We start from the raw sequence: 23787 nt of genomic DNA, 5'->3' as shown, positions 1-23787 counted from the left end.
CTCGAGCAATTGATTGCAGTAATGTAGCCACTAATTTTGATGATGATATTTTTGGCGTCATGGATGATATTTTACAATACTAGCTGTACTTTTTCTCTTCTTACCCCAATTTATTGAGCGGATACCTTCATAGTACCAATAGTTTTTAGGTTTGACCATTGCTACTAAAAGTTTATGCAGATCAACAGCAGTAGGAAATTTAAGTTTACTATCAGGATGACTAGAATTGTGATTAAGGATGTTTCTGGTAAGCCATAATCCCCAATTCCAGGCATGACGAGCTACAAAGCGCGTGTTTAGCCAATAAGGTTTTTTGCTGATTTGTGGGGTGTAACTCAGTTTTGAATCCTAGTAGCATAAGATGAAATATAGATATTTACACATTATAATAGATAATCATAGGTTATGTCAAGCTGTTATTTACCCTTTACTACGAATTTTTCTATGAGCCTTATCTAAAATTTGGCGAATTCGTTCTCTAGAAATACCAAAAACTTCACCAATGGAAGCTAGAGTCATAGGTTTGTCTCCTGTAAGCCCATATCTTAACTCGATGATTTGTTTTTCTCTATCTTTTAAAGCTTCTAACTGAGCTTGTGCAAAATATTCAAAGAATTCCATCTTTTTAGCAGAACCTCTCTGTCCTTAATTAAGGGCGCGTTAATGAAATGTAACACACCCTGCTGACTACAACTTTAATCTAATTCAAATTCCTGTTTCCAAGATTCATCTTTTTCCCAAGGAATCTGCTCAGTCTTCGCCATCAAAAAGTTCTCCACTACCAAATAATCCATCTCTGTTCGCATAAAACACCGATAAGCATCTTCGGGCGTACCAACAATGGGTTCCCCCCGCACATTAAAAGATGTATTCACTATCACCCCACATCCGGTCAATTTCTCAAAATGCCGAATCAATTCATAATACCTCGCATTAGTCTCTTGATGCACAGTTTGAATCCTCGCTGAATAATCTACATGAGTAATTGCCGGAATTTCCGATCGCGGTACATTTAATTTCTCAATCCCAAACAACTGCTTTTGTTCCTCTGTCATCGGAATTAACAAATTCTCCTGCACTGGAGCTACTAACAACATATAAGGACTAGAATGTTCAATATCAAAATAATCTGAAACTCGTTCTGCTAAAACGGAAGGTGCAAAAGGTCGAAAAGACTCCCGATACTTAATCTTCAAATTCATCACTGACTGCATCTTGGTATTCCGGGGATCGCCAATAATAGACCGCCCTCCCAAAGCGCGGGGACCGAACTCCATCCTACCTTGAAACCATCCGATAACGTTACCATTATTTAAAATTTCTGCTAACCGTGGCATCAACTCCGAATCTGGCAAATATTCATATTTTGCCTGAATAGCATCGAGATATTCTCGAATCTCGTCATCTGCAAATTTCGGTCCGAGATAAGCTCCTTGCATCATATCATTAGGAGCGCGAACAAGAGATTTTTCCACATCCGTAGGGACGTCCTTACTATCAACGTCCTTACTATCAACGTCCTTACTATCAACGTCCTTACTATCAACATCCTTACTATCAACGTCCCTACCTCCATCGCAATATTCGTACCAAATAGCTAAAGCAGCACCCAACGCACCACCAGCATCTCCAGCAGCAGGTTGAATCCAAATATCTTTAAAAATATTTTCCCGTAAAATTTTACCATTCGCCACACAATTGAGAGCAACTCCCCCTGCCAAACAAAGATTCTCAACATTTAGTTCTTTTTGCACGGTTCGACTCAGACGCAACACTACTTCCTCAGTCACTCTTTGAATAGAAGCAGCAATATCCATTTCCCGTTGACTAATTTTAGTTTCTGCTTTGCGAGGAGAACCGCCAAACAATTTGTCAAATTTCTCATTAGTCATTGTCAAACCAGTTGTGTAATTGAAATATTCCATATTTAACCGGAAAGTACCATCAGCTTTTAAATCTATCAGATTATTTAAAATCAAATCTACATAATTAGGTTCTCCGTAGGGAGCCAAACCCATAAGTTTGTATTCCCCAGAGTTTACCTTGAAACCTGTGTAATAAGTAAAAGCTGAATAGAGCAAACCCAAGGAGTGCGGAAAATCAATTTCCCACTGGGGAGTCAGTTTATTTCCTTCTCCTAACCAAACCGAAGTTGTTGCCCATTCACCGACTCCATCGAGACACATTACGGCAGCGCGATCGAAGGGACTAGGGAAAAATGCGGAAGCTGCATGAGCTTGATGATGTTCGGTAAACATCAGTTGGGGAAGATGGGGTTTTTTACAGTTACCTAATTTTGCTAATTCTTTTCTTAATAGGGTTTTCAGATATAATTTTTCTTTTAACCAAATCGGCATTGCCATCAGAAAGGAGCGAAAACCTTTGGGAGCATAACTGAGGTAAGTTTCCAGGAGTCGCTCAAATTTAACTAATGGTTTGTCATAGAAAACGATTTTGTCTAAGTCGAGTAATTCGATATTAGCTTCTTTTAGACAATAAGAAATAGCATTTTGAGGAAATCTGGCATCATGTTTTTTTCGAGAAAATCTTTCCTCTTGAGCAGCAGCGATAATTTTGCCATCGCAGACAAGGGCAGCAGCACTGTCGTGATAATAAGCTGAAATTCCTAGAATGTTCATAATTTATAAATTTTTCTCCTGATAAATAACCTTTTATAACGTTATAGCCTTTTTCCAGATCGAAAAAGTGCAACTTTTACAAATATAACTACTACGGTCTTGAATTCTACTAATACTACTGGATTTGATATTACGCAAACAGGACTTACGCCAAGGTACTGTATATAGATAGGACTTACACGGGAGGAACCCGGTTTCTAGGATAAATCGTTGTTTTGAGCAGTAATAATTTACCCTCGTACCGGGTTTCTGGGTTCATCTGCGTAAGTCCTGATAGAGTTAAAAAACTATAACGTTATAGTTTTAAACGCTATATATATGTGTGGTCTCTGTGTAAGTCCTGGCAAAGAAACCCAGTTGCTGCCAGAAACCGGGTTTCTGGGTAAGTCCTAAAATACCTACAGGAGTTACGCAAAGGTACTATATATGGAGTTAAAAAACTATTGCGCAATAGTTTTAAGCGCTATATCTAGGGTCGCTGCGTAAGTCCTGACCTATTTACCTGGGTCTTACTGATTCAATCTAAAAGTCTTTACATACAGGACTTACGGAAAGGTACTATATGTAGAGTCAAAAAACTATTGTGCAATAGTTTTAAGCACTATAGTTATTCTGAATAAGAATGAAACATTTTTTTAGCTGAAACCTTTTAACAGTAAGAAATTATTGTCTCAGTCTAAACCAGAATGACTATATATCTAGGGTCGCAAAAAGTGCAACTTTTACAAATATAACCACTACGGTCTTGAATTCTAATACTACCGGGTTTGATATTACGCAAATAGGACTTACGCAAAGGTACTATCATATATATGTGGTCTCTTTGTAAGTCCTGGCAAAGAAACCGGGTTTCTTGGAGAAACCGGGTTTCTGGGTAAGTCCTAAAATACCTATTTACCTGGCTCTTACTGATTCAATCGAAAAGTCTTTACACATAAATGTTATAGCCTTTTTCAAGAGCGAAAAAGTACAACTTTTACAAATATAACCACCAAAAAGTTAGGATTTTAAGCAAACCAAGGGTAGAAAAATCAAGGATAATTATACTTAGATATAAGGCTGTAATTATTAACTCTGATTCCTGATTTTTTATAATCAAAAATAAATTGTTTTTGGCTAAAAACACCTTGCTTTCGTACATAACCAAAAAGAGGATGTAGTCGCTCTAATACAGATTTATTAATTATATCTGTAGCCAGTCTAGTTCCTGTTTTTTCCAATTATTCCCGGACTTGAGAAGTAGTATTTTTTCGAGTATAAAATAGTTTCTTGATCTGAGAATAATAAAATCCTAATGAAACAGCCTTTAAATTCAGAAATGCTAAAACCAAGTTAATACTAACTAAACTGAATCCTGTTTTTATTCCCTGCATCAATTTCCAATTTTTCATGGCATTTGCGAATTTTTATTCACCCTAATAACGTTGTATAAATACTATTCAGAATTAGTATATCTCTTACACAAATAATCTGCCATTATTTCTCCTACAAATTTATGACCTGCTATATTCCAATGACCTTTACAAGGAATAGCATTATCAAAACCATGTAAACATTTACCTGTTTTTTTAGCCTCATGCCAAATTGGTCCTGCTAAAGTATAAACTGGTATATTTTCCTTTTTCCCAAAATTTTTTAGTCTGGTATCTGGATAGAATAAATGTGGTACATTCAAAGATTTTCTAAATCCTTCAATATCTTGAAAATTCGGCAAAACTTGATGAGCATCACTAGCAGTTACTACCATAAAATCTTTTCCTTTTTCATAGATTTCATCTCTCATTAATTTAATCAAACCTTCGGTCACTTTCCAGGTTTCTGACCAATCTGAATTTGGTTTTGGTTCTTTGTAGAAAGCAGTATTAATTTCACTATAATCTTTCATATATTGACGGTGCTTTCCTTCAACTTCTACTTTTCTAATTAGCTGTAATATTCGAGAATTTTGCACTAACCAAAATGGCAAGAAATCTACTTGAGAAAAAGCATAAATATCTCTCTCCCAAAATTTTAAATTGCGGAACGACATATCTGCTACAAGTTCACCATTTTGATAGAAAAAATAGGGTCGTAAATGATCGTGTTCTAAGGCACGAGAATTATTACGAAGGTCGTTAGAAGCAAAAAAAACTAAGATGACTAAATCTGGTGAATAATCCCAAACATGATGTCTTAATGTCATTAATTCTTGAGCTGTTCCATAACCTTGGACTCCAAAATTCATTACCTCAACTTTTCGGTCTTTTAAGACAGGACATTGTTGTAAATTTTTTTCTATTATTGCACCATAAGTATCTTCTAATTTTACATGGATTGCTTCTGTGAAAGAGTCTCCTAATAAAGCAATTCTTAATCCATTTTCTAGTTTAGTTTTACTCCGTTCATAATCCCGAAATCCTCCACTATTCATTTTGATTTCGGAAGGTATTCCTTCTCCTGTCCAAAATGATTTGCCGTTAGGATTTCCTGCCCAACCTCGGTAAGGATCTTGGAAAGTATAGGGAGAATTTTCGTCTACTTCGGCATCCATTCTTGGCGGTGGGGATTGTTCAATTCCTGCTATTCTTAGACCGATTTCACCTACTGCGACAGCAAATATTAATGTACTTAATGTTAATCCTAAATTGATGGCTAAATTTTTCAGTTTTTTCATTATATAAAGGTTAGTTGAAAAAGAAATTATGTAAGCATTCAGCAGTCAGCTATTAGATAGCCTCCTGGGTCGGAACTTCGCAATTCAGCTTTTGAGGCAAATCTATAATTTCTAGCCAGAAATATAGATAGTTTGAAAACATCAAATATATGGTTGAAAAGTAGAAGTTAAAAGAGTGTTTTTCATTCATTTTTATTGCGCTTGATCTGAATGTTAACTGCTAATAGCTAGATGCTTACAAATTTTTTTTAATAGGGAACAATAGAATATGAAAATTAAAAATGTCCGCGCCTTTTGCTTCGACTGCTATATAAAGCTTTTCTATTTATGGCTCAAAAAGAAAAAAAATTATTTTAGCCAGTTTTTTTCTTGATAATAAGAGGCAATTATTAATTATTGAACAAGCTTTTTTCAAGAATATCAAAAAATAGAAAAGTGCTAGGATATTTTCTTATATAGCAATCTTATTAAGATTGAGTCTAATCTTACCGCCTCGCTGCGGACAAACACAGTATTTTTATTTATTAAATCGGTACTTTATTAATTTGCAAATTCCTAAATTTTTGGTTTGATTCAAAATTTCGATACACCCTCTTGACATAAATTTTTAGCAATAATTTCTCCTGCTAATTTATGTCCTGTAGCATTCCAATGTCCTGTACACATTTTTGTGTTTTTAAACCCATGAACACAAACAGGATTTTTCTGAACATAATCATCAAAAGGTTTGATTAAATCAATCACAGAAAAATTATGAGTTTCTCCTAAATTTTGCAGTCTTTTTGTCGGATAATACCAGTCTTGAATATTCATAATTTTTGCATATCCTTCTCGCCATTGTCTATCGGGATTTATTTGCATATCATTCATCACTGTAGCTATTTTAAATTCAGCTCCTTTTTCCTGTACTTCTTTTGCCATAATTCCTATTAATTCATCTGTAATTTTCCAAGCTTCTTGCCAATCAGAATTTGGCGGTTCTCTAAATATATTTGCTTGTATGGTTTCAAAGTGTCTGGCAGCATATCTCTTCTTTTGATCAACCTCTACTTTTTTGATTATTTGTAAAATTCTGATATTATTTACTAGCCAAGTTGGTAATTTATCAACTGTGGTAATCATATAACGATTTGCTTGACTTGTAGGTAACTTGCTAAAAGATAAATCTAATTCTAACTTCCCATTTTTATAGACAAAAAAAGGTCGATAATGATTATCTTCTAACTCTCGATAATTATCCGTAACATCGTTGCCATTATAAAAAGCTAAAAGCACAATATCTGGCTGAAAATCCCAAACTTTTTCCCGAAGAGTTAATAACTGTTGGGCAGTTCCATAACCATCAACACCAAAATTAATTACCTCTACTTTTTTACCTTTTAAATTTGTACATTGTTCCAATTCTTTTTGCATTACTGCCACAAAAGTTTGCTGATAAGAAACTTGAACTGCTGCAGTAAAAGAATCTCCAAGTACAGCTATTCGTAGAGTATTTTCTGGTTTAGCTTTAGTAATTTCCGGTCCTCTAAGACCATGACTATTAAATTCTAAATAAGCCTTTCCTTCATTGGTTGACCAACCAGAAACATTGGCTCTATATTCCCAACCTCTAACCGGATGAGGAATAGTATAAAATGTCGGATAAAATTCTGCATGGGTAGTTTCTGGCTTTTTTTTTAATCCCTCTAAACCAGCAATTCTTACTCCTATTTCAGCGATCGCTACCGCCACAAATAAACTGGCAAAAATCATAGTTAGATTTCCTGCCAAAACTTTTAACTTTTTCATTCTTTCAGTTAGAATTTTTTTTGTAATTTTAAGTAGATAAAGCTATAGGGGTTTAGTCTCCAAATCCCATTTTTGTTTAGGTTTCGAGACCAAGCCTCCTACAATAAAATTTTACCGAAAAATTAAGGTATAAAGCCTCTCCATCTATTGCGTTAGCTAAACGGCATATCCAATCGACCAAGAAATATAGTATAACTTAAAAGAAAGCTTGCTTTATTCATTTTTATTGCCCTTTAGCTTCAGGAGAATATTTAAACGAATATACACATAAAAAATCGCTTTTGTAGTAATTTGAGTTCTCAAATAAAAAAGCTTTGAGCGCCAACTAAAACCAATAGCTATTTTCGGCTGTCGCCGACATATTTGCTATAAGAAAAAGCACAACTCCTCCGCAGAAAACTAGCTAATAGTTGACGGTTAAATGCCGATTTTTGAAATGTTTATTTATGCCTAAAATAACTATCAAGAATTACAATAAGATTCAACAAAAAATCTCTTCCTTGCTTCTGCTAAAATAGTTAGATTAAAACAAAGTATAAATGAACGGTGCAATGACAGAAGATTGACTTAAAATAATCAAAGCGCCTAACAAAACCAAAGTAATAACTAAAGGCAATAACCAATATTTTTTTCTTTCTCCCATAAAACCCCAAAGGTCTTTGAGAAAATCTAATATTCCTTCAAACATTTAAAAAGGTCGCTCCATACTTTCTCTAGTTTTTAATTGACTAATTACCCTGTAAGTTGATGTTTCAGGATTTAATTGTCGCTCCATTGGGTCTTTTTTAAACATTCGCATAATCAAACCCATTGGCATGACTACAAGATAAAATACCACCCCCATCCATAAAGGAGTCATTATTTTACTCATAAAAATTCCTACCCGCATCCAAAACCGATAAATAGGTTCCAAAGTAGGGGGCGAAATAATTGCTAATACTAATAGAGGAATAGCAATTATCCAAGGCCATGAGGGTGGTGGCCAATGCCTGTGCAGTAACGGTAGTAAGAGACCAAACAAACCGCCAAAAACACTGCCAACTATTAGTCCAAATTCCCTGAGACCCTTTTTATCAATTTTTGGTATCTCGCGATCGCTCATTAGTTTACCTATAATCAATAATTTTGCTAACTTTTAACGGTTACCAGAAAAGTGATAAAAAGTCAATATAATCATGGGAAATAAATTTCCTAGTTGAGAGAGGGAACAGGTATGGAGGGAACAGGAAGAAAGAATTGATAGTTTATGGATAATATTAAAGATGTCTAATACTCGACAGTGCAAAGTTATAGGAATAACTATTGCTAGCTAAGGCTTTCAACTATCTAAAAGTTAGAAACTTTCTATTCAAGACTGTAGGTGCTTTCAATAATGGATAATGGATAATTATTAATTATTCAGACTTTTTCAGTAAACCCTAATTATTAATTATTAATTGTTAAATCCTACTTCCTCATTTTATGAATAATCAACTAGAAAATAGCTATGTTTTATAGGTATATTTCTTATAGATAAAACTTGACTCTTATCTATAGGGAAGTTGCATCGGCAAAAATGCGTTTCATCTTGGGCAGCAAAAGGTCTCTAGCTACTCCCCCACTCCGGACTCCGAAGAATCTGGTTCCGGTAAATCTACTCTTTTAAATGTCATTGGTAGATACATTTCTATTGATGAAGGAAATATCACTTATGCTACTTCTAATGGAGAGATATTAACCGTGCCAAAACTATCAGAAACTCGTTGTCGTTTATTAAGACGAACTGAATGGGAATTTGTTCAACAAAACCCTCGCGATGGATTAAGAATGAATGTAACTGCTGGAGCAAATATTAACGAACGTTTAATGGATATAGGAGTTAGAAATTATGGAAAAATTCGGGAAGAAGCTACTTATTGGTTAAACCAAGTAGAAATAGATATTAACCGAATAGATGATTTGCCAAAAATGTTTTCTGGAGGGATGCAGCAAAGATGGCAATTAGTTCGTGTTTTAGTTACAAAACCCCGATTAATATTAATGGATGAACCTACGGGAGGTTTAGATGTTTCAGTAGAAGCTCGTTTATTAGATTTAATTCGTTCTTTAGTACGAAATTTACATTTAAGTGTAATTTTAGTTACCCATGATTTAGGGATAGTTAGATTACTTGCTCATCGTTTATTAGTGATGAAAAATGGAAAAATTGTTGAGTCTGGATTAACCGATCAAGTATTAGACGATCCTCAAAATTCTTATACTCAACAGTTAGTTAGTGCAAAAGTATAAGTCAAAAGTAAGAAGTAATATCATGTCCGCTGATATCGGAGCGTGTAAAAAGTTGGGGAAATATTTACCTTCTGTAAGGTTTTTCCAACTCTAACAACTTCTTCCTTCTTCCTTATTTCTTCTTCCTTCATTATGAATATATTAAAAGCAGAATCTATTGAAAAAAGCTTTACTTTACAGAATCAAGGTGGAGTCAAATTATCAGTTTTGAAAAATATTTTTCTTAACTTAAAAGCAGGAGAATGTATTGCTTTATCTGGAAAATCTGGTTCAGGAAAATCTACATGTATACGTTGTCTTTATGGTAACTATCGAGTTGATAAAGGTTCAGTTTTTATCAAGCACAAATCTAGTTGGGTTGACCTTCCTAAATTAGCACCCCATGAAATTTTAGAAGTACGCAAAACTACTATTGGTTATGTCAGTCAATTTTTACGAGTAATTCCTCGTGTACCCGCTTTAGAAGTAGCAGCAGAACCTTTATTAGAATTAGGAATAAAACCAGAAATAGCCTATCAAAAAGTAGTAGAATTATTTGAAATATTGAATTTACCAAAACGTCTTTGACATCTTTCTCCAACTACTTTTTCTGGAGGAGAGAAACAAAGGGTTAATTTAGCTAGAGCGTTGGTAGTTAATTATCCAATTTTATTAGTTAGATGAACCAACTTCAGCTTTAGATTCTGTGAATAGTCAAATAGTAATTGAACTACTAGAAAAATGTAAAGCTAATGGTTGTGGTTTAATCGGAATTTTTCACGATGAAGAGGTGAAATCTAGACTTTGTACAAAAGAACTTACTTTTGAATATTTCTCGGAATAAATGTTATGAGAAACCGACTTTGTGGGAAATAGATATTAGCAACGACTTATCACTAGGTTTGGGAAATCAAACCTCTAAAGTAATTGATATTTATATTAACCGTCCACAGAGTATTATTGTTAACAATTACTCAAATTATAGTGAGAGAATTGTTAACAATACAATAGTAATGTTGAGGGTTTCTAACAGAATTAGTAGATATTTAACAGAATCAAAACTTATCTACCACCAGGCAATCCTGGTACAGTTATTCCTTCTACTTTTTGGCGGAAAGGTTCCACTTTTTCATTAAAATCTATTGGTAAAACTGCCACAATATTTTCGTGAGGACGAGGAATAATTACCCAAGATTCTAAAGTACCACCATAAACTTTTTCTACTGCTGCAATTCCTGCATCCATAGCAGTTTTTACTTCCGAAACATCACCTCGAATTTGCACAGTAAATCTAGCACTACCAACCCTAATATAACCAACTAAAGTAACTCGACCAGCTTTTACCATTGCATCGGCAGCAGCTACAATACCAGGAAAACCTTTAGTTTCTAATGCTCCAACCGCTTGTTGCGCCATTATTATTTCTCCTAAATTTAAGTTAAGAATTTGTCAGCTATTAGCTATCAGCTATCAGCTATCAGTTATCAGCTTTTAGTATTTCCATTCCGGAATACTTTCCCAACAGCTATCAACTTTTTGAATTGGGTTTAAATACCCTGTTTCTATAAACTAAAGCAGAAGGTTTAGGAGGAGTTAAAATCCCCTTATAAAATTTCATTGCTGAATGCTAAATGCTAAATGCTAATTGCTAATTATTAATTGTAAAAAGTTTAGATTTTTGCGATAAATACAATTATTTTTAAGTAAAAAAATAATATAATTTCAGACAAAAATTATCTAAACTGTTCGGTCACTTCTGTATATTCCAGTGGTAATACAGACTCTACATTTTCTGGAGGATTAGGAACAATATAATGACTTTCCAATATACCTCCATAGACTTTTTCGACTGCCTCAATACCAGCTTGGACTGAAGGATAAACTTCAGAAGTTGGCCCCCGGACTGCAACTACAAAGTGGCCTCTTTCGGCTTTGTCAAAGTAAACTAAGGTAACTCTGGCACCTTTGACCATCGCATCTGCAGCAGCTAAGATTCCTGGAAAACCAATAGTTTCTATGACACCTACTGCTTCTGGCATCCAAACATTCCTCCATTCTTAAAAATCAATTAATGTAATTGTAATGCCAATGGGTCATGCTGTATAGCTATTTATTTAGGAAAATAAATTGAGAGTGTGGGAAGGGTGAGGAGGGTGGAGAGTGTGGGGAGGGTGGGAAGTGTGAGAAGGTAGAAAAAGTTGAGAAGAATAATTAGGTCTTGAGGATAAAAGTTTTTCATAATAAGTAATAAGCTATTGCACCATTTTTTCTAAAATTATTTAATAGATAAAATTGCTTTGGTAGTTAAATAAAGATTCAAAGGTGCTTGTTACCTAGTAACATAGAATCGGATTATATGGGTATGCAGTCTGTTATTAAACTTTTCTATTTAATATGACAATCACTAACTCTCTCAAAATTGCTAACCAATTATTTCACGCAGGTAAATTGGATGATTCTCGCCGAGAATACGAGAAAATTATCGAATTAAATCCCAATTTTTCTTGGAATTACTATTACTTGGGTAAACTGTTTTTCCAAGAAGAAAAATGGTCTGATGCCATTGCCCAATATCGACAGGCGATTAAATTTAATCCTAATTCTGCTAACTTCCACAATAGTTTAGCTGAAGCATTAATCAAGGAAGGAAAATTAGATAAGGCGATTAATTCTTCACAAAAGGCTATTTCTCTACAACCAAATTCGGCAATTTATCATCAAACTTTAGCTTTAGTTTATGAAGCTAAATCGAATTTTGGACTGGCATTAACAACTTGGCAAAAAATACTTTCTTTTAATTCAAATCACTTGAAGGCAACTCAAAAAATCTCTTGGTTGCAAACAGATATTGCTAAAAATTGTGTGCAGAAAGGGGATAAGTTAAATAAGGAAGGAAAAATAAGGGAAGCTGTTGAGTTTTACCAACAAGCATTAATTCTCAATCCTCAGCAACCGATGCCTATTTATCGAAATTGTGGGAATAATTTAATTACTTTAAGTAGATTTCAGGAAGCAGAAAGGGTATTTCAAGAATTAATAAAAGTTTATCCCAAATTACCAGATGGTTATCATGGTTATGCCAGATTAACTCATAGTTTAGCAAATTGGAATTTAGCTTTAGAACGTTGGTCAAATGCGATAGAAAAGTTTCCCGAAAATATCAATTTCCAAGTTCAAAAAGGAAATGCGTTGATAAATTTATCTCGGTTTGATGAAGCAGAAGATATTTTTAAAAGATTAATAGAAAAGTTTCCTAATCAACCTCATGGTTATGAAGGTTATGCCAGATTAAATCATAATTTAGCAGATTGGAATTTAGCTTTAGAACGTTGGTCAAATGCTATAGAAAAGTTTCCCGAAAATATCAATTTCCAAGTTCAAAAAGGAAATGTGTTGATAAATTTATCTCGGTTTGATGAAGCAGAAGATATTTTTAAAAGATTAATAGAAAAGTTTCCTAATCAACATCATGGTTATGAAGGTTATGCCAGATTAACTCATAATTTAGCAGATTGGAATTTAGCTTTAGAACGTTGGTCAAATGCGATTAATAATTTGCCTCATTACTTTAATTTCTATGTACAAAAAGGGAATGTTTTACTAAATTTAGGAAGATGCGCAGAAGCTGAAATTATTTTTAATCAATTAGCTATAAAATTCCCCTATAAACTTCAGGCTAAAGATGGTTTGGCTCGTATTTTAACTACTATTCAGGATTGGGAAAACGCAGCTAATACTTGGCAAGAAATAATTGAAAGATTCCCCCAACATAAACCTGCTTATCTCCAGTTAGCTAAAACACTAACTCAGTTAGGAAAATTAGAATTGGCTGAAACAGTTTTGACTTCTCATCTTTCTCTATTTCAACAGGTAATACAGTCTCATCCTCAAGCCGCTTCTAGTTATTTGCATTTAGGAAATGCCCTAAAAAGTAAAAGTTGGACTCTATTGCCAGAAGCTATTACTGCTTATCGTCAAGCTATTAAATTAAATCCCCAGTCACATAACTTTTATCTGACTTTAGCTGGTGCTTTGGTAGCAAATTATCAATTCGAGGAAGCAGAGAAAATATACCGTCAAGCGATCGCTCTTAACCCAAAATTAGTGGGAGCTTACACTGGTTTAGCAGGTTTGTTGTCTAGAATAGGAAAAGTTGAAGAGGCTATAGTGCTGTTAAAAGAGTCAATATCTATCAATATTCATCCTAATTTATATTCTACTTTGGCTAATTTAATTGTTGAAAGTAAAGGTAATTTATCTGAAGCTGAAATTTATTATAAAAAAGCCATTACTCTTAAACCATCAATTGAGCGATCGCCAGGATACGCTCAATTTCTCAGCAAACAAAATCGACTTAGGGAAGCTTTGAATAGCTATTGGGAATTACATACTAAAAATTATCAAAGATTTAATCTAACCAAATTATGGAAAGGCATTAACGATAATCCTAGTAAATCAGATAAAAAATACATTATACTTGGTAGTTCTCATTCTGGTTTGTTTATACAAAAATATGAAAATTTAGATGTAGTTGTCTATTCGATTCCAGCCGCTTCAGTTGCCGGTTTTGGCAAACGGGAATCTACTCTCAATACTTCTAATTTAGTTAGGCATATTGTTGAATCTAAATCCTTTGATAAATTTATTTTCAAATTGGGGCAAGTTGATATTGAGTATGGATATTATTACAAATTAATAATGAAGGGAGAAAATGTTAAATTTGAAGATTTTGCACAAAACATTGCTTCTATTTATTTTGATTTTTTAACCTCTCTTGAAGTTGAAATAGAAAAACTCGTGGTTTTTGGAGCTAATTTACCTTCCATTTTTGTACATCGTAATGCAGTCAAGAATGTTGTCAATATAATTACTGATAGAATCATAAATCCAAATAATTCAAAATCAATAGATACAATAATTAATCAAATTGTTGCCCAACTAACTAACGTTTTACCACCAATAGTTGAAAGAACAAAAAGAAGCTTAAAATTTAACGAAATTTTAAAAGGATTCTGTCAGGAATATCAAATCACTTATCGAGATTTCACAGAAGAAACTTTAGACTTAAATACAGGTATTTTAAAACTGGATTTTGTTGATAAATCCCCTGAAAATTGTGACCATCATTTGATGTTTTGTCCTGCAACTGTTAAGTTATATGCAGATAAGTTATTGACGGTTAGTAACTGGCACTGAAATTAACTTACCCAGACTTACAGCGATTTTCATTTTGGTAAACTACAGTAGGAACATTGCTACAGTAGGGACATTGCATACAACGTCTCTACAAGGTTTTGTTTATGGCGATGTGGTTCATAAAAAGTGAAAAGCGCTGTAATATAGAGTTTCGGTGCGTTAGGAAGTACGCTAACACACCCTACTGGATTGTTTCATCTAAAATAGTGCATGGGGTAGGGGCGGGTTTCTCAGGAAATTTTCATGCTTACTCTAGGATTTACATAAACCCGCCCCTGAGACGGCGACTTATATTATGGGGCGGGTTTATCTGACTCAGTCCGTGAAAACTCGTTAACTTTCGTTGTGATTTTTCGGGAACCGTAACCCGCTCCTACAAATCCTGATATCATGTCCGGTGGCACCAGTATTATATAAAGAAGGTAAGAAAGAAGTAGGGGCGAACGGCCGTTCGCCCCTACAGATGGTGTCTGACCTGATATTTTGCGTAAATCCTGTAAGTATCAAAATTATTGCTAAAACCCGCCCCTACTATTGCACCATTTTAGATGAAACACTCCACTACTAATAGCGTTTATGGGTAAGTCATTTTTAATCAGGACTAAAGCCATGTGAACCCAGAAACCCGGTACTAGCGTAGACATCTATTGCTCAAAACAACGATTTATCCTAGAAACCGGGTTTCTTTGCATCAGTCCTTTTTAATTTTAACTATCCACACCCTCAATAGGAGCAAAACCTTGCCGTTGCAGATTCTCTGTTATTGTGCGCGGTTCCAAAAATTGTAGTAAATAATCAGGACCTCCTGCTTTTGAACCGACACCAGATAACTTAAACCCACCAAAAGGTTGCCTGGAAATGATCGCTCCGGTAATCCCACGATTAATATATAAATTTCCCACTTCAAATTCTGCTTTCGCTCGTTCAATGTGAGAAGGAGTCCGAGAATACAACCCACCAGTCAAAGCAAAATTCGTTCCGTTAGCAATTTCTAGCGCCTCAGAAAAATCCTTTGCTTTCATCACTGCTAATACCGGACCGAATATTTCCTCCTGAGCAATAGTCCCATCCGGTGACACATCTTTAAATACCACAGGACCAACAAAATAACCATCCTCTGGCGCACTCATCTCAATAGCAACCTCGGCCTCCTGCTTACCGATAGCAATATATTCCTGAATCCGCTTTTGTGCTTTCTCATCAATAACCGGACCAACTTGGGTACTAGGTTTCTCCGCATCTCCTATATTTAGCGATCGCGTCGCTTCAACTAACCGACTGACAAAAGTATCATAAATTGGTCTTAAAACCACAACCCGCGAACAAGCAGAACATTTCTGTCCACTATATCCAAAAGCAGAATGTACAACCCCAGCAACTGCTTGGTCAAGGTCAGCACTTTCATCCACGATAATTGCATTTTTACCACCCATTTCCGCAATAACTCGCTTCAGATGTTTTTGCCCCGGTCGCAAAATAGCAGCTTGAGCATAAATATGACAACCTACTTCCTGGGAACCAGTAAAAGTAATACTATTCACATCTGGGTGCTTCACCATAAAATCACCTACTGTGGAACCCTTACCGGGAACAAACTGAAATACCCCTTTAGGAAAACCTGCTTCTACCAAAATTTCAGCAATTTTGGAGGCAATAACTGATGACACCTCCGCAGGTTTTAACAATGTGCAGTTACCAGTCACTAAAGATGCAACCGTCATTCCCGTAGGAATAGCAAGAGGAAAATTCCAAGGTGAAATTACCAGAGAAATACCACGAGGTTGATAATGATAACGGTCAGTTTCTCCAGCGACATCATATTTATAACCATGCTCCAACCGTTCCATTTCATCAGCATAATAACGACAAAAATCTATAGCTTCAGAAACTTCTGCATTACACTGGTTAAGTGGTTTCCCAACTTCTAAAACCATCCATGCTGTCAGTTCGTGACGACGTTTTTCCATTAAGTCAGCAGCTTTGCGTAATATCCCTGTCCGTTCCTGAACTGGTGTTTTTTTCCAACCTGGAAATGCTGCTTTGGCTGCTTGAATTGCTTTTTCTGCTTGTTCCACAGAAATTAAACCAATTTTACCAACAACTTCTCTGGGGTTTGATGGGTTGACAGAATCAACTATTTGTGCAGTATTTGTATATTCACCATTAATAATTGGCAGATAAGTTTTTCCTAACTGTAGTCGCGCTTTAGCAATACCATCAAAAGCTTGTTGTCGTTGTTGGGCGTTAGCGTAATCGCTATCGGCAACATTGGGAAAAACTGGTTTAACAAGATCGTGTATTGTAGTCTTACCATTAGTCGTAGGTGCTGCCAATAATTCTTCGATAGGTCGATTTTCTGAACTTTGTCGGAGGAATGAACTGTTAGCAGTATTTTCTAAAAGACGACGAATCAAATATGACATTCCTGGTAATAAGTCGCCGTAAGGGCAATAAACGCGAACTCGATAACCTCTATCGACTAATGCTTTCGCTATTTGGTCGCCCATACCATAGAGAACCTGCATTTCAAAACAACGTTGAGGAACTTTGAGACTTTCCGCTAGAGCGATCGCCTTGGCTTGAGAACGAACATTATGACTACCAATAGCAGAATAAATATATTGATGATTTTCTAACATCATCTGAGTCAGCTTTTCAAAATTAGCATCAGTTTCAGATTTATCGTTAAATACTGGTTGCGGCCAGTCATTTTGTAAAGCATTAATAGTTTCTTGATCCCAATACGCTCCTTTAACGAGGCGAACAGTCACAGGAAAACTACGAACTTTTGCCCAATCAATAATACCCTGCAAGTCTTTTTCACTATCCCGCAAATATGCTTGAATAGTAACACCAATATCACTACGGTTGCAGAACTCTTCTTCCATTAACAATTCTTTGAGAATAGCAATAGTCAAATCTTTGTAGGTGTATTGCTCCATATCAAAGTGAACTGCTACACCAAGTTCTTCGGCACGTCTGAGCAAAGTGCGGGCGCGAGCGCTAACTCTTTCTTGACTACCTTTAACATCAAGAGGATCGAACTGAGAATAAAATGCTGTCAGTTTTACCGATACCTGTACTCGTGGCAGTTTTTCCCCTTCTGCTTCATCTATCTGGGGAACTGATGACCACTTATTAGCACCTTGAGAAAGTTCACTCATCAGTTCCAAATAACGAGCTAAATATAACTGTGCTTCAGTTTCCGTAATCACTGCTTCCCCCAGGAGGTCTACAGTAAAGCACATTTTATCCTTCCGTAATTTTTCTAGAGTTTTGATAATTTGCTTGATATTCTCCCCAGCAATGTATTTATGAGCGAGGGTTTCAACTGCGGGTGCAACAGTGGTAGCTGCTAGTTTACCAGGAACAGAGTCTGGGTTAGCAAAATTGAGAAGTTTTTTTAGAGCTTCCGGAAGTTCGACCTCTTCCGTAGTCAAATATTCTTGGAGGTGAGCAGCTATTTCTGGTTTATTACTTAGTGCTGGTAAACAGTCAATAAAACGAAATAGTTGTACTCGCAAACCCGGGTTACTCATTGCCCAGTCAAGGAGTTTATCATCCCACCGCATTTGATTTTGCAGTTGACCTAAAAAAGAACTGTTTTTTTCTTTGGTGACTGTCAAGAGTTGTTTAGCTATTTCCTGGGTTTTAGTTTCGTAGTTGCTATCAGATGTTTCTGTTACCATTTCTTTCTAAAATATGGTTAAATTAACTGGGATTATGTATCGGAATTAATTTAGGTGTTTATCACTACAAGAGATTTCAAGTTAGTGGTTTTGTAATCTTCCTTCCGCTACTTTTTATCTAATATAGCAATCTTAATATAGCTTAAACAATTTAAAAAATATAAATAATCAGGACTTACGCAAAGACACTATATATAGCGTATAGTCAGTAGAGCGAGCGCTATGATTTTTAGAGAGCGATAAGGCTAAGGCCACGCTCCGGGATCGCCTCAAAATAAGTATCATGATCGGGACTGACATAAATACAGTATATATAGTGTCATGCTTTTAAGCATGACATTATATACAGAGTATATTAGGTATAGTGATCGCTAACCATTACTGATTTTGTCCCCATCAAAAATCAACAGGACTTAATACTGAGGTATAGTTGATTTTTACCAGTGTAATTCAAGGTAAATAAACCTTGCCAAAAAAACTCTAACTATTAGAGAATAGTGTTATTGTTGATTTGAGTTAATAATATGAATTTCAACTATGTTGATACCATACCAATATCTACTGAATTATCATACAAATTATACCATTACAAATTTAGCAAACCATATAGAAAAAGTTAGCCATGATAGAATAAACCGTTATTTAAAAATGGAAAACTTGAGTTGAAAAGATTTATGGCGAAATGGGAAAGGAGAAATTGTCAAAACCCTAGAGGGATACCTAATTTTTGATGATACAGTTATCAAGAAAAAATATGCCCAAAAAATTGAACTTGTGGGAGGATAATACAGTGGTAATGAACATCAGGTGACTCTGGGTATAGGAATAGTTAATTGTATCTATTTTCATCCTGAAAGTGAACAGTTTTGGATAATACATTATCGTATTTATGATCCAGATAACAATCAAAGAACTAAAACAGATAATGTTGAATAAATGATATTAGATGTGATAAATAAGAAGAAATTACGATTTAAAACTGTATTAATGGATAGTTGGTATGCAACGCAAAGATTAATAGCATTGATAGATAATTTAAGGAAAATTTATTATTGTCCATTGAAAATGAATCGCGTATGTAGATGATACTGGAGGTGTAGAAAAATATAAAAATATTTCTGCGTTAAGTTGGAATGAATCAGAAAAAAGATCCGGTAAAATAATAAAAATTAAAGGTTTTCCAAGGGATAAAAAATTCAAGCTATTCTGGGTTACTATTTCTGCCAAGAGGAAAGAATACATTGTGACTAATGACTTAAGTCAGTTTTCTAAAGATGATGTATAATTTGAGTCACAAACTAGATAGAAAATCGAATAATTTTATAGAGAAATAAAGCAGTTAACGGGAATATAATTTTGCCAGTGTCGTCGAGCCAAAATTCAAAAAAAATCATATTGCTTGTGCCATGTTGGTCTGGAATCATTGAAAAAAAATGGCATACATTATGGGGAAGACTACTGAGCAACTCAAACATCAATTATTATCTAAATATCTAGTATCAGAACTCAAACATCCTGCAATTAAAATGACAGTTATTTAAGTTTTATGGATATAGATAGTATCAGAAATACTGGGCGTTCGCGGAGCGTGGCCTTAGCCGTATCACTCTCTAAAAATCATAGCGATCGCTCTACTTGCTATGCACTATATATAGTGTCTGTGCGTAAGTCCTGATTATTTCAGGACTAAAGCCACGGGAACCGATAAACCCGGTTCCTTGTAGGAACCGGGTTTCTTTGCGTGAGTTCTGACAAAAAAAATCAAGGGGGAACAATTTGGGAATTGTTCCCCATCTTCAAAAAATTTAGTAATCGAAATCCCCACCCATACCAGCGCCAGCAGGTGCGCCATCTTTGGGTTCAGGTTTGTCAACCACAATACACTCAGTTGTTAATACCATACCAGCAATAGAAGCAGCATTCTGGAGAGCGGAACGAGTCACCTTCGCAGGGTCAACAATACCAGCTTCAAACATATCAACAAACTCATTGTTAGCTGCATTAAAACCAGTATTAAAATCTTTCTCTTTCACGCGCTCGCCAATCACAGCGCCATTTTGACCAGCATTTTCCGCAATGCGCTTCAATGGAGCTAATAAAGCACGACTCACAATTAAAGCACCAGTTAACTCTTCAGCTTTGAGATTATCATTTGCCCAAGTTTCCAAGTTAGGAGCTAAGTGAGCTAGAGTTGTACCACCACCAGGAACGATACCTTCTTCAACCGCAGCTTTAGTTGCGTTGATAGCATCTTCCAAGCGTAACTTGCGGTCTTTCATTTCAGTTTCTGTCGCAGCACCAACCTTAACAACTGCTACACCACCAGCTAACTTAGCTAAACGCTCTTGTAACTTCTCTTTGTCGTATGAAGAATCAGTCTCATCCATTTGACGACGAATTTGTTCGCAACGTGCTTTAACTTCTTTCTCGTTACCTTCAGCAACGATAGTAGTGTTGTCTTTAGTGATAGTGATGCGACGCGCTGTACCAAGCATATCTAACTTAGCATTTTCTAATTTCAAACCAGCATCTTCAGTAATTACTTGACCACCAGTTAATACCGCAATGTCTTCTAACATAGCTTTACGGCGATCGCCAAAACCAGGAGCTTTCACAGCAGCAACATTCAATACACCCCGGAGACGGTTAACAACCAAAGTTGCTAAAGCTTCCTTCTCAATGTCTTCAGCTAAGATTAATAATGGTTTGCCAGAACGAGCAACTTGTTCTAAAACTGGTACTAAATCTTGTACTAAAGCAATTTTCTTGTCAGTAATCAAAATTTGAGGTTCTTCTAAAACAGCTTCCATTCGCTCCATATCTGTTGCGAAATAAGGAGAAATATAACCCTTATCAAAACGCATACCTTCAGTGATTTCCAACTCAGTCTGCATAGACTTTCCTTCCTCTAAGGAAATCACACCTTCTTTACCAACCTTATCCATTGCGTCCGCAATCATTTGACCTACTTCTTCATCATTACCAGCAGAAATAGCACCAACTTGAGCGATCGCCTTAGAATCTTCAATTTGACGAGCGTGTTCGGCAATTTTTTCTACTAGGAAAGTAGCAGCTTTGTCAATACCACGCTTCAGGGCAATAGGGTTAGCACCAGCAGCAACGTTCCGTAAACCTTCTTTTACCATTGCATGAGCAAGTACAGTTGCAGTAGTTGTACCGTCACCTGCTGCATCGTTGGTTTTGGAAGCTGCTTGACGAATTAGGGAAACACCTGTATTTTCTACATGATCTTCTAATTCAATTTCTTTAGCAATAGTCACACCATCATTAACGATTTGAGGTGCACCAAATTTTTTCTCTAGAACAACATTGCGACCTTTAGGACCGAGTGTTACTGCTACAGACTCAGCCAGAATATCCATGCCTTTTTCTAAAGCACGACGAGCATTTTCGTTGTAAATAATACGTTTAGCCATAGTTGTGATTTCTATTGATTAGTAGTTGTAGTTGATTATTTTTTTAGTTTGATAGCGCTACGCGCTAGGGGATAGGGAACAGGGAACAGTTAATCGCACAAAATCAAAGAGTTTTTCGTATAGAGAAATCCTCCATAAACAGGATTCCAAAACATCCTAACTTTGGCTTCAACTGCTATAAAGATTATTTGTTTTAGCACTTTAGCAAACATAAAATATGAAGCAAAAGTTTGCTAGTGCTATAGAACAACTTCAGAATTATTAGTTAACAATAGCGAGAATATCTTTTTCTGATAGTAGGACGTATTCATCGCCACCAAGTTTAATATCAGTTCCTGCATATTTTGAGTAGAGAACTTTGTCTCCTACTTTAACTTCCATTTCTGAACGGGAACCATCATCATTGCGCTTACCAGGTCCAGCAGCAGCAACTTCTCCTACTTGTGGTTTTTCTTTTGCAGTATCAGGTAGAAGAATACCACCTGCTGTCTTTTCTTCAGATTGGCTAACTTTGACGAATACACGATCGCCCAAGGGCTTAACAGTAGAAACACTTAGTGTTACAGCTGCCATGACATTACCTCCAGATAAATTTTACTTTTGTTGAGAGCCTTAAGGTGAAGCTATGTTTTAACTTCATTTTATTTTTAGCACTCTCACCACCTGAGTGCTAATGTACCTGAATAAGACTTGTGATCGCAACTGACTAAACTGTACGGGTTCCCGAACTGGGAAGTGTGGGGAGTATGGGAAATGTTGGGAGTGTCTTGAAGATAGGTAAGATTCATTAGATATCTCTATCCAAATCAGAAATTACCCAGAAACGCTATATCGCTATATATAGTTTTGAAAACTATATATAGCGATAGTTTTTTTAAGTCTATATATATGTTGGTGGTTTACGAAGTACGCTAATACACCCTACTGGACTAACACAGCTAAAATGGTGCATTAGGGAGTAGGGGAGTGAAGGAGTAGGGGAAGAAAGATTTTTGCCCTTGTTTCGTCCCTCAACCCAACCTACATCTAAATACACCCTACTGGATTGTTTCATCTTAAAATGGTGCATTACTTTTTGGCTGTGTCTAGACAAGGAAGACAGGGAGGCAAGAGAGAAAATCGCTCTGCAAAGTTTTAGATGAAACGGTCCACTACTGGAATGACACACCTAATGAGTGTGCATGGGGTAGGGGCGGGTTTGATCAGAGATTTTCATGCTTACTCTAAGATTTAGATAAACCCGCCCCGTTAGACGATGGCTTGTATTATGGGGCGGGTTTAGCCGACTCCATAAGAAAACTCCTTAACTTTCGTTGTGATTTTTCGGGAACCGTAACTCGCCCCTACAGAGCCTGGTTCCTTAATGCACCAGCTGTGTCGGCCCACTACTGGACCGAGACAGCTAAAAATGTGCATTAGGGAGTAGGGGAGTAGGGGAGTAGGGGAGTAGGGGAGTAGGGGAGTAGGGGAGTAGGGGAGAAAGATTCTCATAGCTAATTATCAATTATCCATTACTTAAGTAAGTCATTTGATGTACTTAATCCGACATCTGACTTTGGCATGAGGTATAATTTATATGGAAAGAAATTTTAAGGTGTATTGCAATTTGTATGATGAATAACTTGTCTGACCAAATGAGCCAAGAGGGTAGGCCAGAAGAGCCAATAGTCCAATTCCAGAAAAATTCTCCACAGGAAGACATTGATGTAGATATTTGTCAAGAGTCCCTCGAAAGTTGTGTCCAATCTCTGGGACTGAGTAAAATTCAGAGACATATTTTTATTTGTGCAGACCAAACTAAACCAAAATGTTCCTCAACAGAAGTTGGTCTAGAAGCATGGGATTATCTTAAAAAACGTCTGAAAGAATTAGGACTAGACCAGCCTAGCCATAAGCCAGGGTGTACATTTCGCACTAAAGCTAACTGTTTACGAGTTTGTTCTCAAGGTCCAATCATGGTTATTTATCCCGAAGGAGTATGGTATCACTCGGCAACTCCTCCTGTGATTGAAAAAATTATTCAAGAACACATCATCGGTTCTCAAGTAGTAGAAGAATACGTTTTTCTGACTCATCCTTTGCCAGAATCCAGAATTATTTCATCAAATTATTGTAATTGATTTATCGGCCCATATTAA

At 35.9% G+C, this 23787-nt stretch carries 17 protein-coding genes and 2 pseudogenes; 6 read left to right on the top strand and 13 right to left on the bottom strand.

Annotation, left to right across the window (positions count from 1 at the left end):
• Window positions 1-232 precede the first annotated feature (232 nt).
• The 8 genes from VKJ25_RS01205 to VKJ25_RS01170 all read right to left on the bottom strand — a co-directional run bounded on the left by VKJ25_RS01205 (window position 233) and on the right by VKJ25_RS01170 (window position 8200).
• Complete coding sequence (locus tag VKJ25_RS01205) at window positions 233-358, bottom strand: helix-turn-helix domain-containing protein (protein ID WP_324234802.1); 126 nt, start codon at window positions 356-358, stop codon at window positions 233-235.
• A 62-nt stretch (window positions 359-420) separates the two neighbouring features.
• Entirely contained in the window at window positions 421-621 is a 201-nt protein-coding gene (locus VKJ25_RS01200; protein ID WP_324234801.1) for a sigma-70 family RNA polymerase sigma factor, read from the bottom strand.
• Window positions 622-695: 74 nt separating this feature from the next.
• On the bottom strand, window positions 696-2639 hold the full coding sequence (locus tag VKJ25_RS01195) for a carbamoyltransferase family protein (protein ID WP_324234800.1): 1944 nt from the start codon (window positions 2637-2639) through the stop codon (window positions 696-698).
• A 1220-nt stretch (window positions 2640-3859) separates the two neighbouring features.
• Window positions 3860-4030, bottom strand: a complete 171-nt coding sequence (locus tag VKJ25_RS01190; RefSeq protein WP_324234799.1) for a hypothetical protein — start codon at window positions 4028-4030, stop codon at window positions 3860-3862.
• Between the two features lie 44 nt (window positions 4031-4074).
• Window positions 4075-5292, bottom strand: a complete 1218-nt coding sequence (locus tag VKJ25_RS01185; RefSeq protein ID WP_324234798.1) for an SGNH/GDSL hydrolase family protein — start codon at window positions 5290-5292, stop codon at window positions 4075-4077.
• A 573-nt stretch (window positions 5293-5865) separates the two neighbouring features.
• On the bottom strand, window positions 5866-7080 hold the full coding sequence (locus VKJ25_RS01180) for an SGNH/GDSL hydrolase family protein (protein ID WP_324234797.1): 1215 nt from the start codon (window positions 7078-7080) through the stop codon (window positions 5866-5868).
• 523 nt (window positions 7081-7603) lie between these two features.
• On the bottom strand, window positions 7604-7768 hold the full coding sequence (locus VKJ25_RS01175; RefSeq protein ID WP_324234796.1) for a DUF5989 family protein: 165 nt from the start codon (window positions 7766-7768) through the stop codon (window positions 7604-7606).
• Window positions 7769-8200 (bottom strand): SxtJ family membrane protein, encoded by a 432-nt coding sequence (locus VKJ25_RS01170; RefSeq protein WP_324234795.1) that lies wholly within the window; start codon window positions 8198-8200, stop codon window positions 7769-7771.
• A 425-nt stretch (window positions 8201-8625) separates the two neighbouring features.
• Here VKJ25_RS01170 and VKJ25_RS01165 point away from each other — a divergent pair, with 425 nt between their 5' ends.
• The 3 genes and pseudogenes from VKJ25_RS01165 to VKJ25_RS01155 all read left to right on the top strand — a co-directional run bounded on the left by VKJ25_RS01165 (window position 8626) and on the right by VKJ25_RS01155 (window position 10171).
• Window positions 8626-9348 (top strand): ATP-binding cassette domain-containing protein, encoded by a 723-nt coding sequence (locus tag VKJ25_RS01165; protein WP_324234803.1) that lies wholly within the window; start codon window positions 8626-8628, stop codon window positions 9346-9348.
• A 132-nt stretch (window positions 9349-9480) separates the two neighbouring features.
• Window positions 9481-10011: pseudogene (locus VKJ25_RS01160) on the top strand (phosphonate C-P lyase system protein PhnL).
• 22 nt (window positions 10012-10033) lie between these two features.
• Window positions 10034-10171: a hypothetical protein gene (locus tag VKJ25_RS01155; protein WP_324234794.1), complete on the top strand. Its 138-nt coding sequence runs from the start codon at window positions 10034-10036 to the stop codon at window positions 10169-10171.
• Window positions 10172-10389: 218 nt separating this feature from the next.
• Here VKJ25_RS01155 and VKJ25_RS01150 read toward each other — a convergent pair whose 3' ends face one another.
• A complete protein-coding gene (locus VKJ25_RS01150; protein ID WP_324234793.1) occupies window positions 10390-10743 on the bottom strand; it encodes a carbon dioxide-concentrating mechanism protein CcmK in 354 nt (117 codons plus the stop codon).
• A gap of 317 nt (window positions 10744-11060) precedes the next feature.
• Window positions 11061-11366: a carbon dioxide-concentrating mechanism protein CcmK gene (locus VKJ25_RS01145; protein WP_324234792.1), complete on the bottom strand. Its 306-nt coding sequence runs from the start codon at window positions 11364-11366 to the stop codon at window positions 11061-11063.
• 355 nt (window positions 11367-11721) lie between these two features.
• Between VKJ25_RS01145 and VKJ25_RS01140 the strand changes: the two genes are divergently transcribed.
• The gene (locus VKJ25_RS01140) at window positions 11722-14523 is read left to right on the top strand and encodes a tetratricopeptide repeat protein (protein WP_324234791.1); all 2802 of its coding nucleotides are present in this window, start codon (window positions 11722-11724) and stop codon (window positions 14521-14523) included.
• Between the two features lie 707 nt (window positions 14524-15230).
• Here VKJ25_RS01140 and pruA read toward each other — a convergent pair.
• The gene (pruA, locus tag VKJ25_RS01135; protein WP_324234790.1) at window positions 15231-18212 is read right to left on the bottom strand and encodes an L-glutamate gamma-semialdehyde dehydrogenase; all 2982 of its coding nucleotides are present in this window, start codon (window positions 18210-18212) and stop codon (window positions 15231-15233) included.
• A gap of 528 nt (window positions 18213-18740) precedes the next feature.
• Between pruA and VKJ25_RS01130 the strand changes: the two are divergent.
• A pseudogene (locus VKJ25_RS01130) lies at window positions 18741-19753 on the top strand (IS701 family transposase).
• Between the two features lie 264 nt (window positions 19754-20017).
• On the opposite strand, the gene groL reads toward VKJ25_RS01130, so the two are convergent.
• A complete protein-coding gene (groL, locus tag VKJ25_RS01125; RefSeq protein ID WP_324234789.1) occupies window positions 20018-21649 on the bottom strand; it encodes a chaperonin GroEL in 1632 nt (543 codons plus the stop codon).
• Window positions 21650-21910: 261 nt separating this feature from the next.
• A complete protein-coding gene (gene groES / locus VKJ25_RS01120) occupies window positions 21911-22222 on the bottom strand; it encodes a co-chaperone GroES (protein ID WP_324234788.1) in 312 nt (103 codons plus the stop codon).
• A 1037-nt stretch (window positions 22223-23259) separates the two neighbouring features.
• Here groES and VKJ25_RS01115 point away from each other — a divergent pair.
• Window positions 23260-23769: a (2Fe-2S) ferredoxin domain-containing protein gene (locus VKJ25_RS01115; RefSeq protein WP_324234787.1), complete on the top strand. Its 510-nt coding sequence runs from the start codon at window positions 23260-23262 to the stop codon at window positions 23767-23769.
• Window positions 23770-23787: the final 18 nt, after the last annotated feature.

The sequence above is a fragment of the Okeania sp. genome (assembly GCF_035285525.1).
Taxonomy (GTDB): Bacteria; Cyanobacteriota; Cyanobacteriia; order Cyanobacteriales; family Microcoleaceae; genus Trichodesmium.
The sequence above is the reverse complement of the archived record's forward strand: the minus strand, read 5'-3'. Positions and strand labels throughout refer to the sequence as shown.

Bases quoted from the DNA above. Each gene is read 5' to 3' on its own strand.
- VKJ25_RS01205 (WP_324234802.1), bottom strand. From the start codon at position 358: ATGCTACTAGGATTCAAAACTGAGTTACACCCCACAAATCAGCAAAAA.
- VKJ25_RS01200 (WP_324234801.1), bottom strand. From the start codon at position 621: ATGGAATTCTTTGAATATTTTGCACAAGCTCAGTTAGAAGCTTTAAAA.
- VKJ25_RS01195 (WP_324234800.1), bottom strand. From the start codon at position 2,639: ATGAACATTCTAGGAATTTCAGCTTATTATCACGACAGTGCTGCTGCC.
- VKJ25_RS01190 (WP_324234799.1), bottom strand. From the start codon at position 4,030: ATGAAAAATTGGAAATTGATGCAGGGAATAAAAACAGGATTCAGTTTA.
- VKJ25_RS01185 (WP_324234798.1), bottom strand. From the start codon at position 5,292: ATGAAAAAACTGAAAAATTTAGCCATCAATTTAGGATTAACATTAAGT.
- VKJ25_RS01180 (WP_324234797.1), bottom strand. From the start codon at position 7,080: ATGAAAAAGTTAAAAGTTTTGGCAGGAAATCTAACTATGATTTTTGCC.
- VKJ25_RS01175 (WP_324234796.1), bottom strand. From the start codon at position 7,768: ATGTTTGAAGGAATATTAGATTTTCTCAAAGACCTTTGGGGTTTTATG.
- VKJ25_RS01150 (WP_324234793.1), bottom strand. From the start codon at position 10,743: ATGGCGCAACAAGCGGTTGGAGCATTAGAAACTAAAGGTTTTCCTGGT.
- VKJ25_RS01145 (WP_324234792.1), bottom strand. From the start codon at position 11,366: ATGCCAGAAGCAGTAGGTGTCATAGAAACTATTGGTTTTCCAGGAATC.
- VKJ25_RS01140 (WP_324234791.1), top strand. From the start codon at position 11,722: ATGACAATCACTAACTCTCTCAAAATTGCTAACCAATTATTTCACGCA.
- pruA (WP_324234790.1), bottom strand. From the start codon at position 18,212: ATGGTAACAGAAACATCTGATAGCAACTACGAAACTAAAACCCAGGAA.
- groL (WP_324234789.1), bottom strand. From the start codon at position 21,649: ATGGCTAAACGTATTATTTACAACGAAAATGCTCGTCGTGCTTTAGAA.
- groES (WP_324234788.1), bottom strand. From the start codon at position 22,222: ATGGCAGCTGTAACACTAAGTGTTTCTACTGTTAAGCCCTTGGGCGAT.
- VKJ25_RS01115 (WP_324234787.1), top strand. From the start codon at position 23,260: ATGATGAATAACTTGTCTGACCAAATGAGCCAAGAGGGTAGGCCAGAA.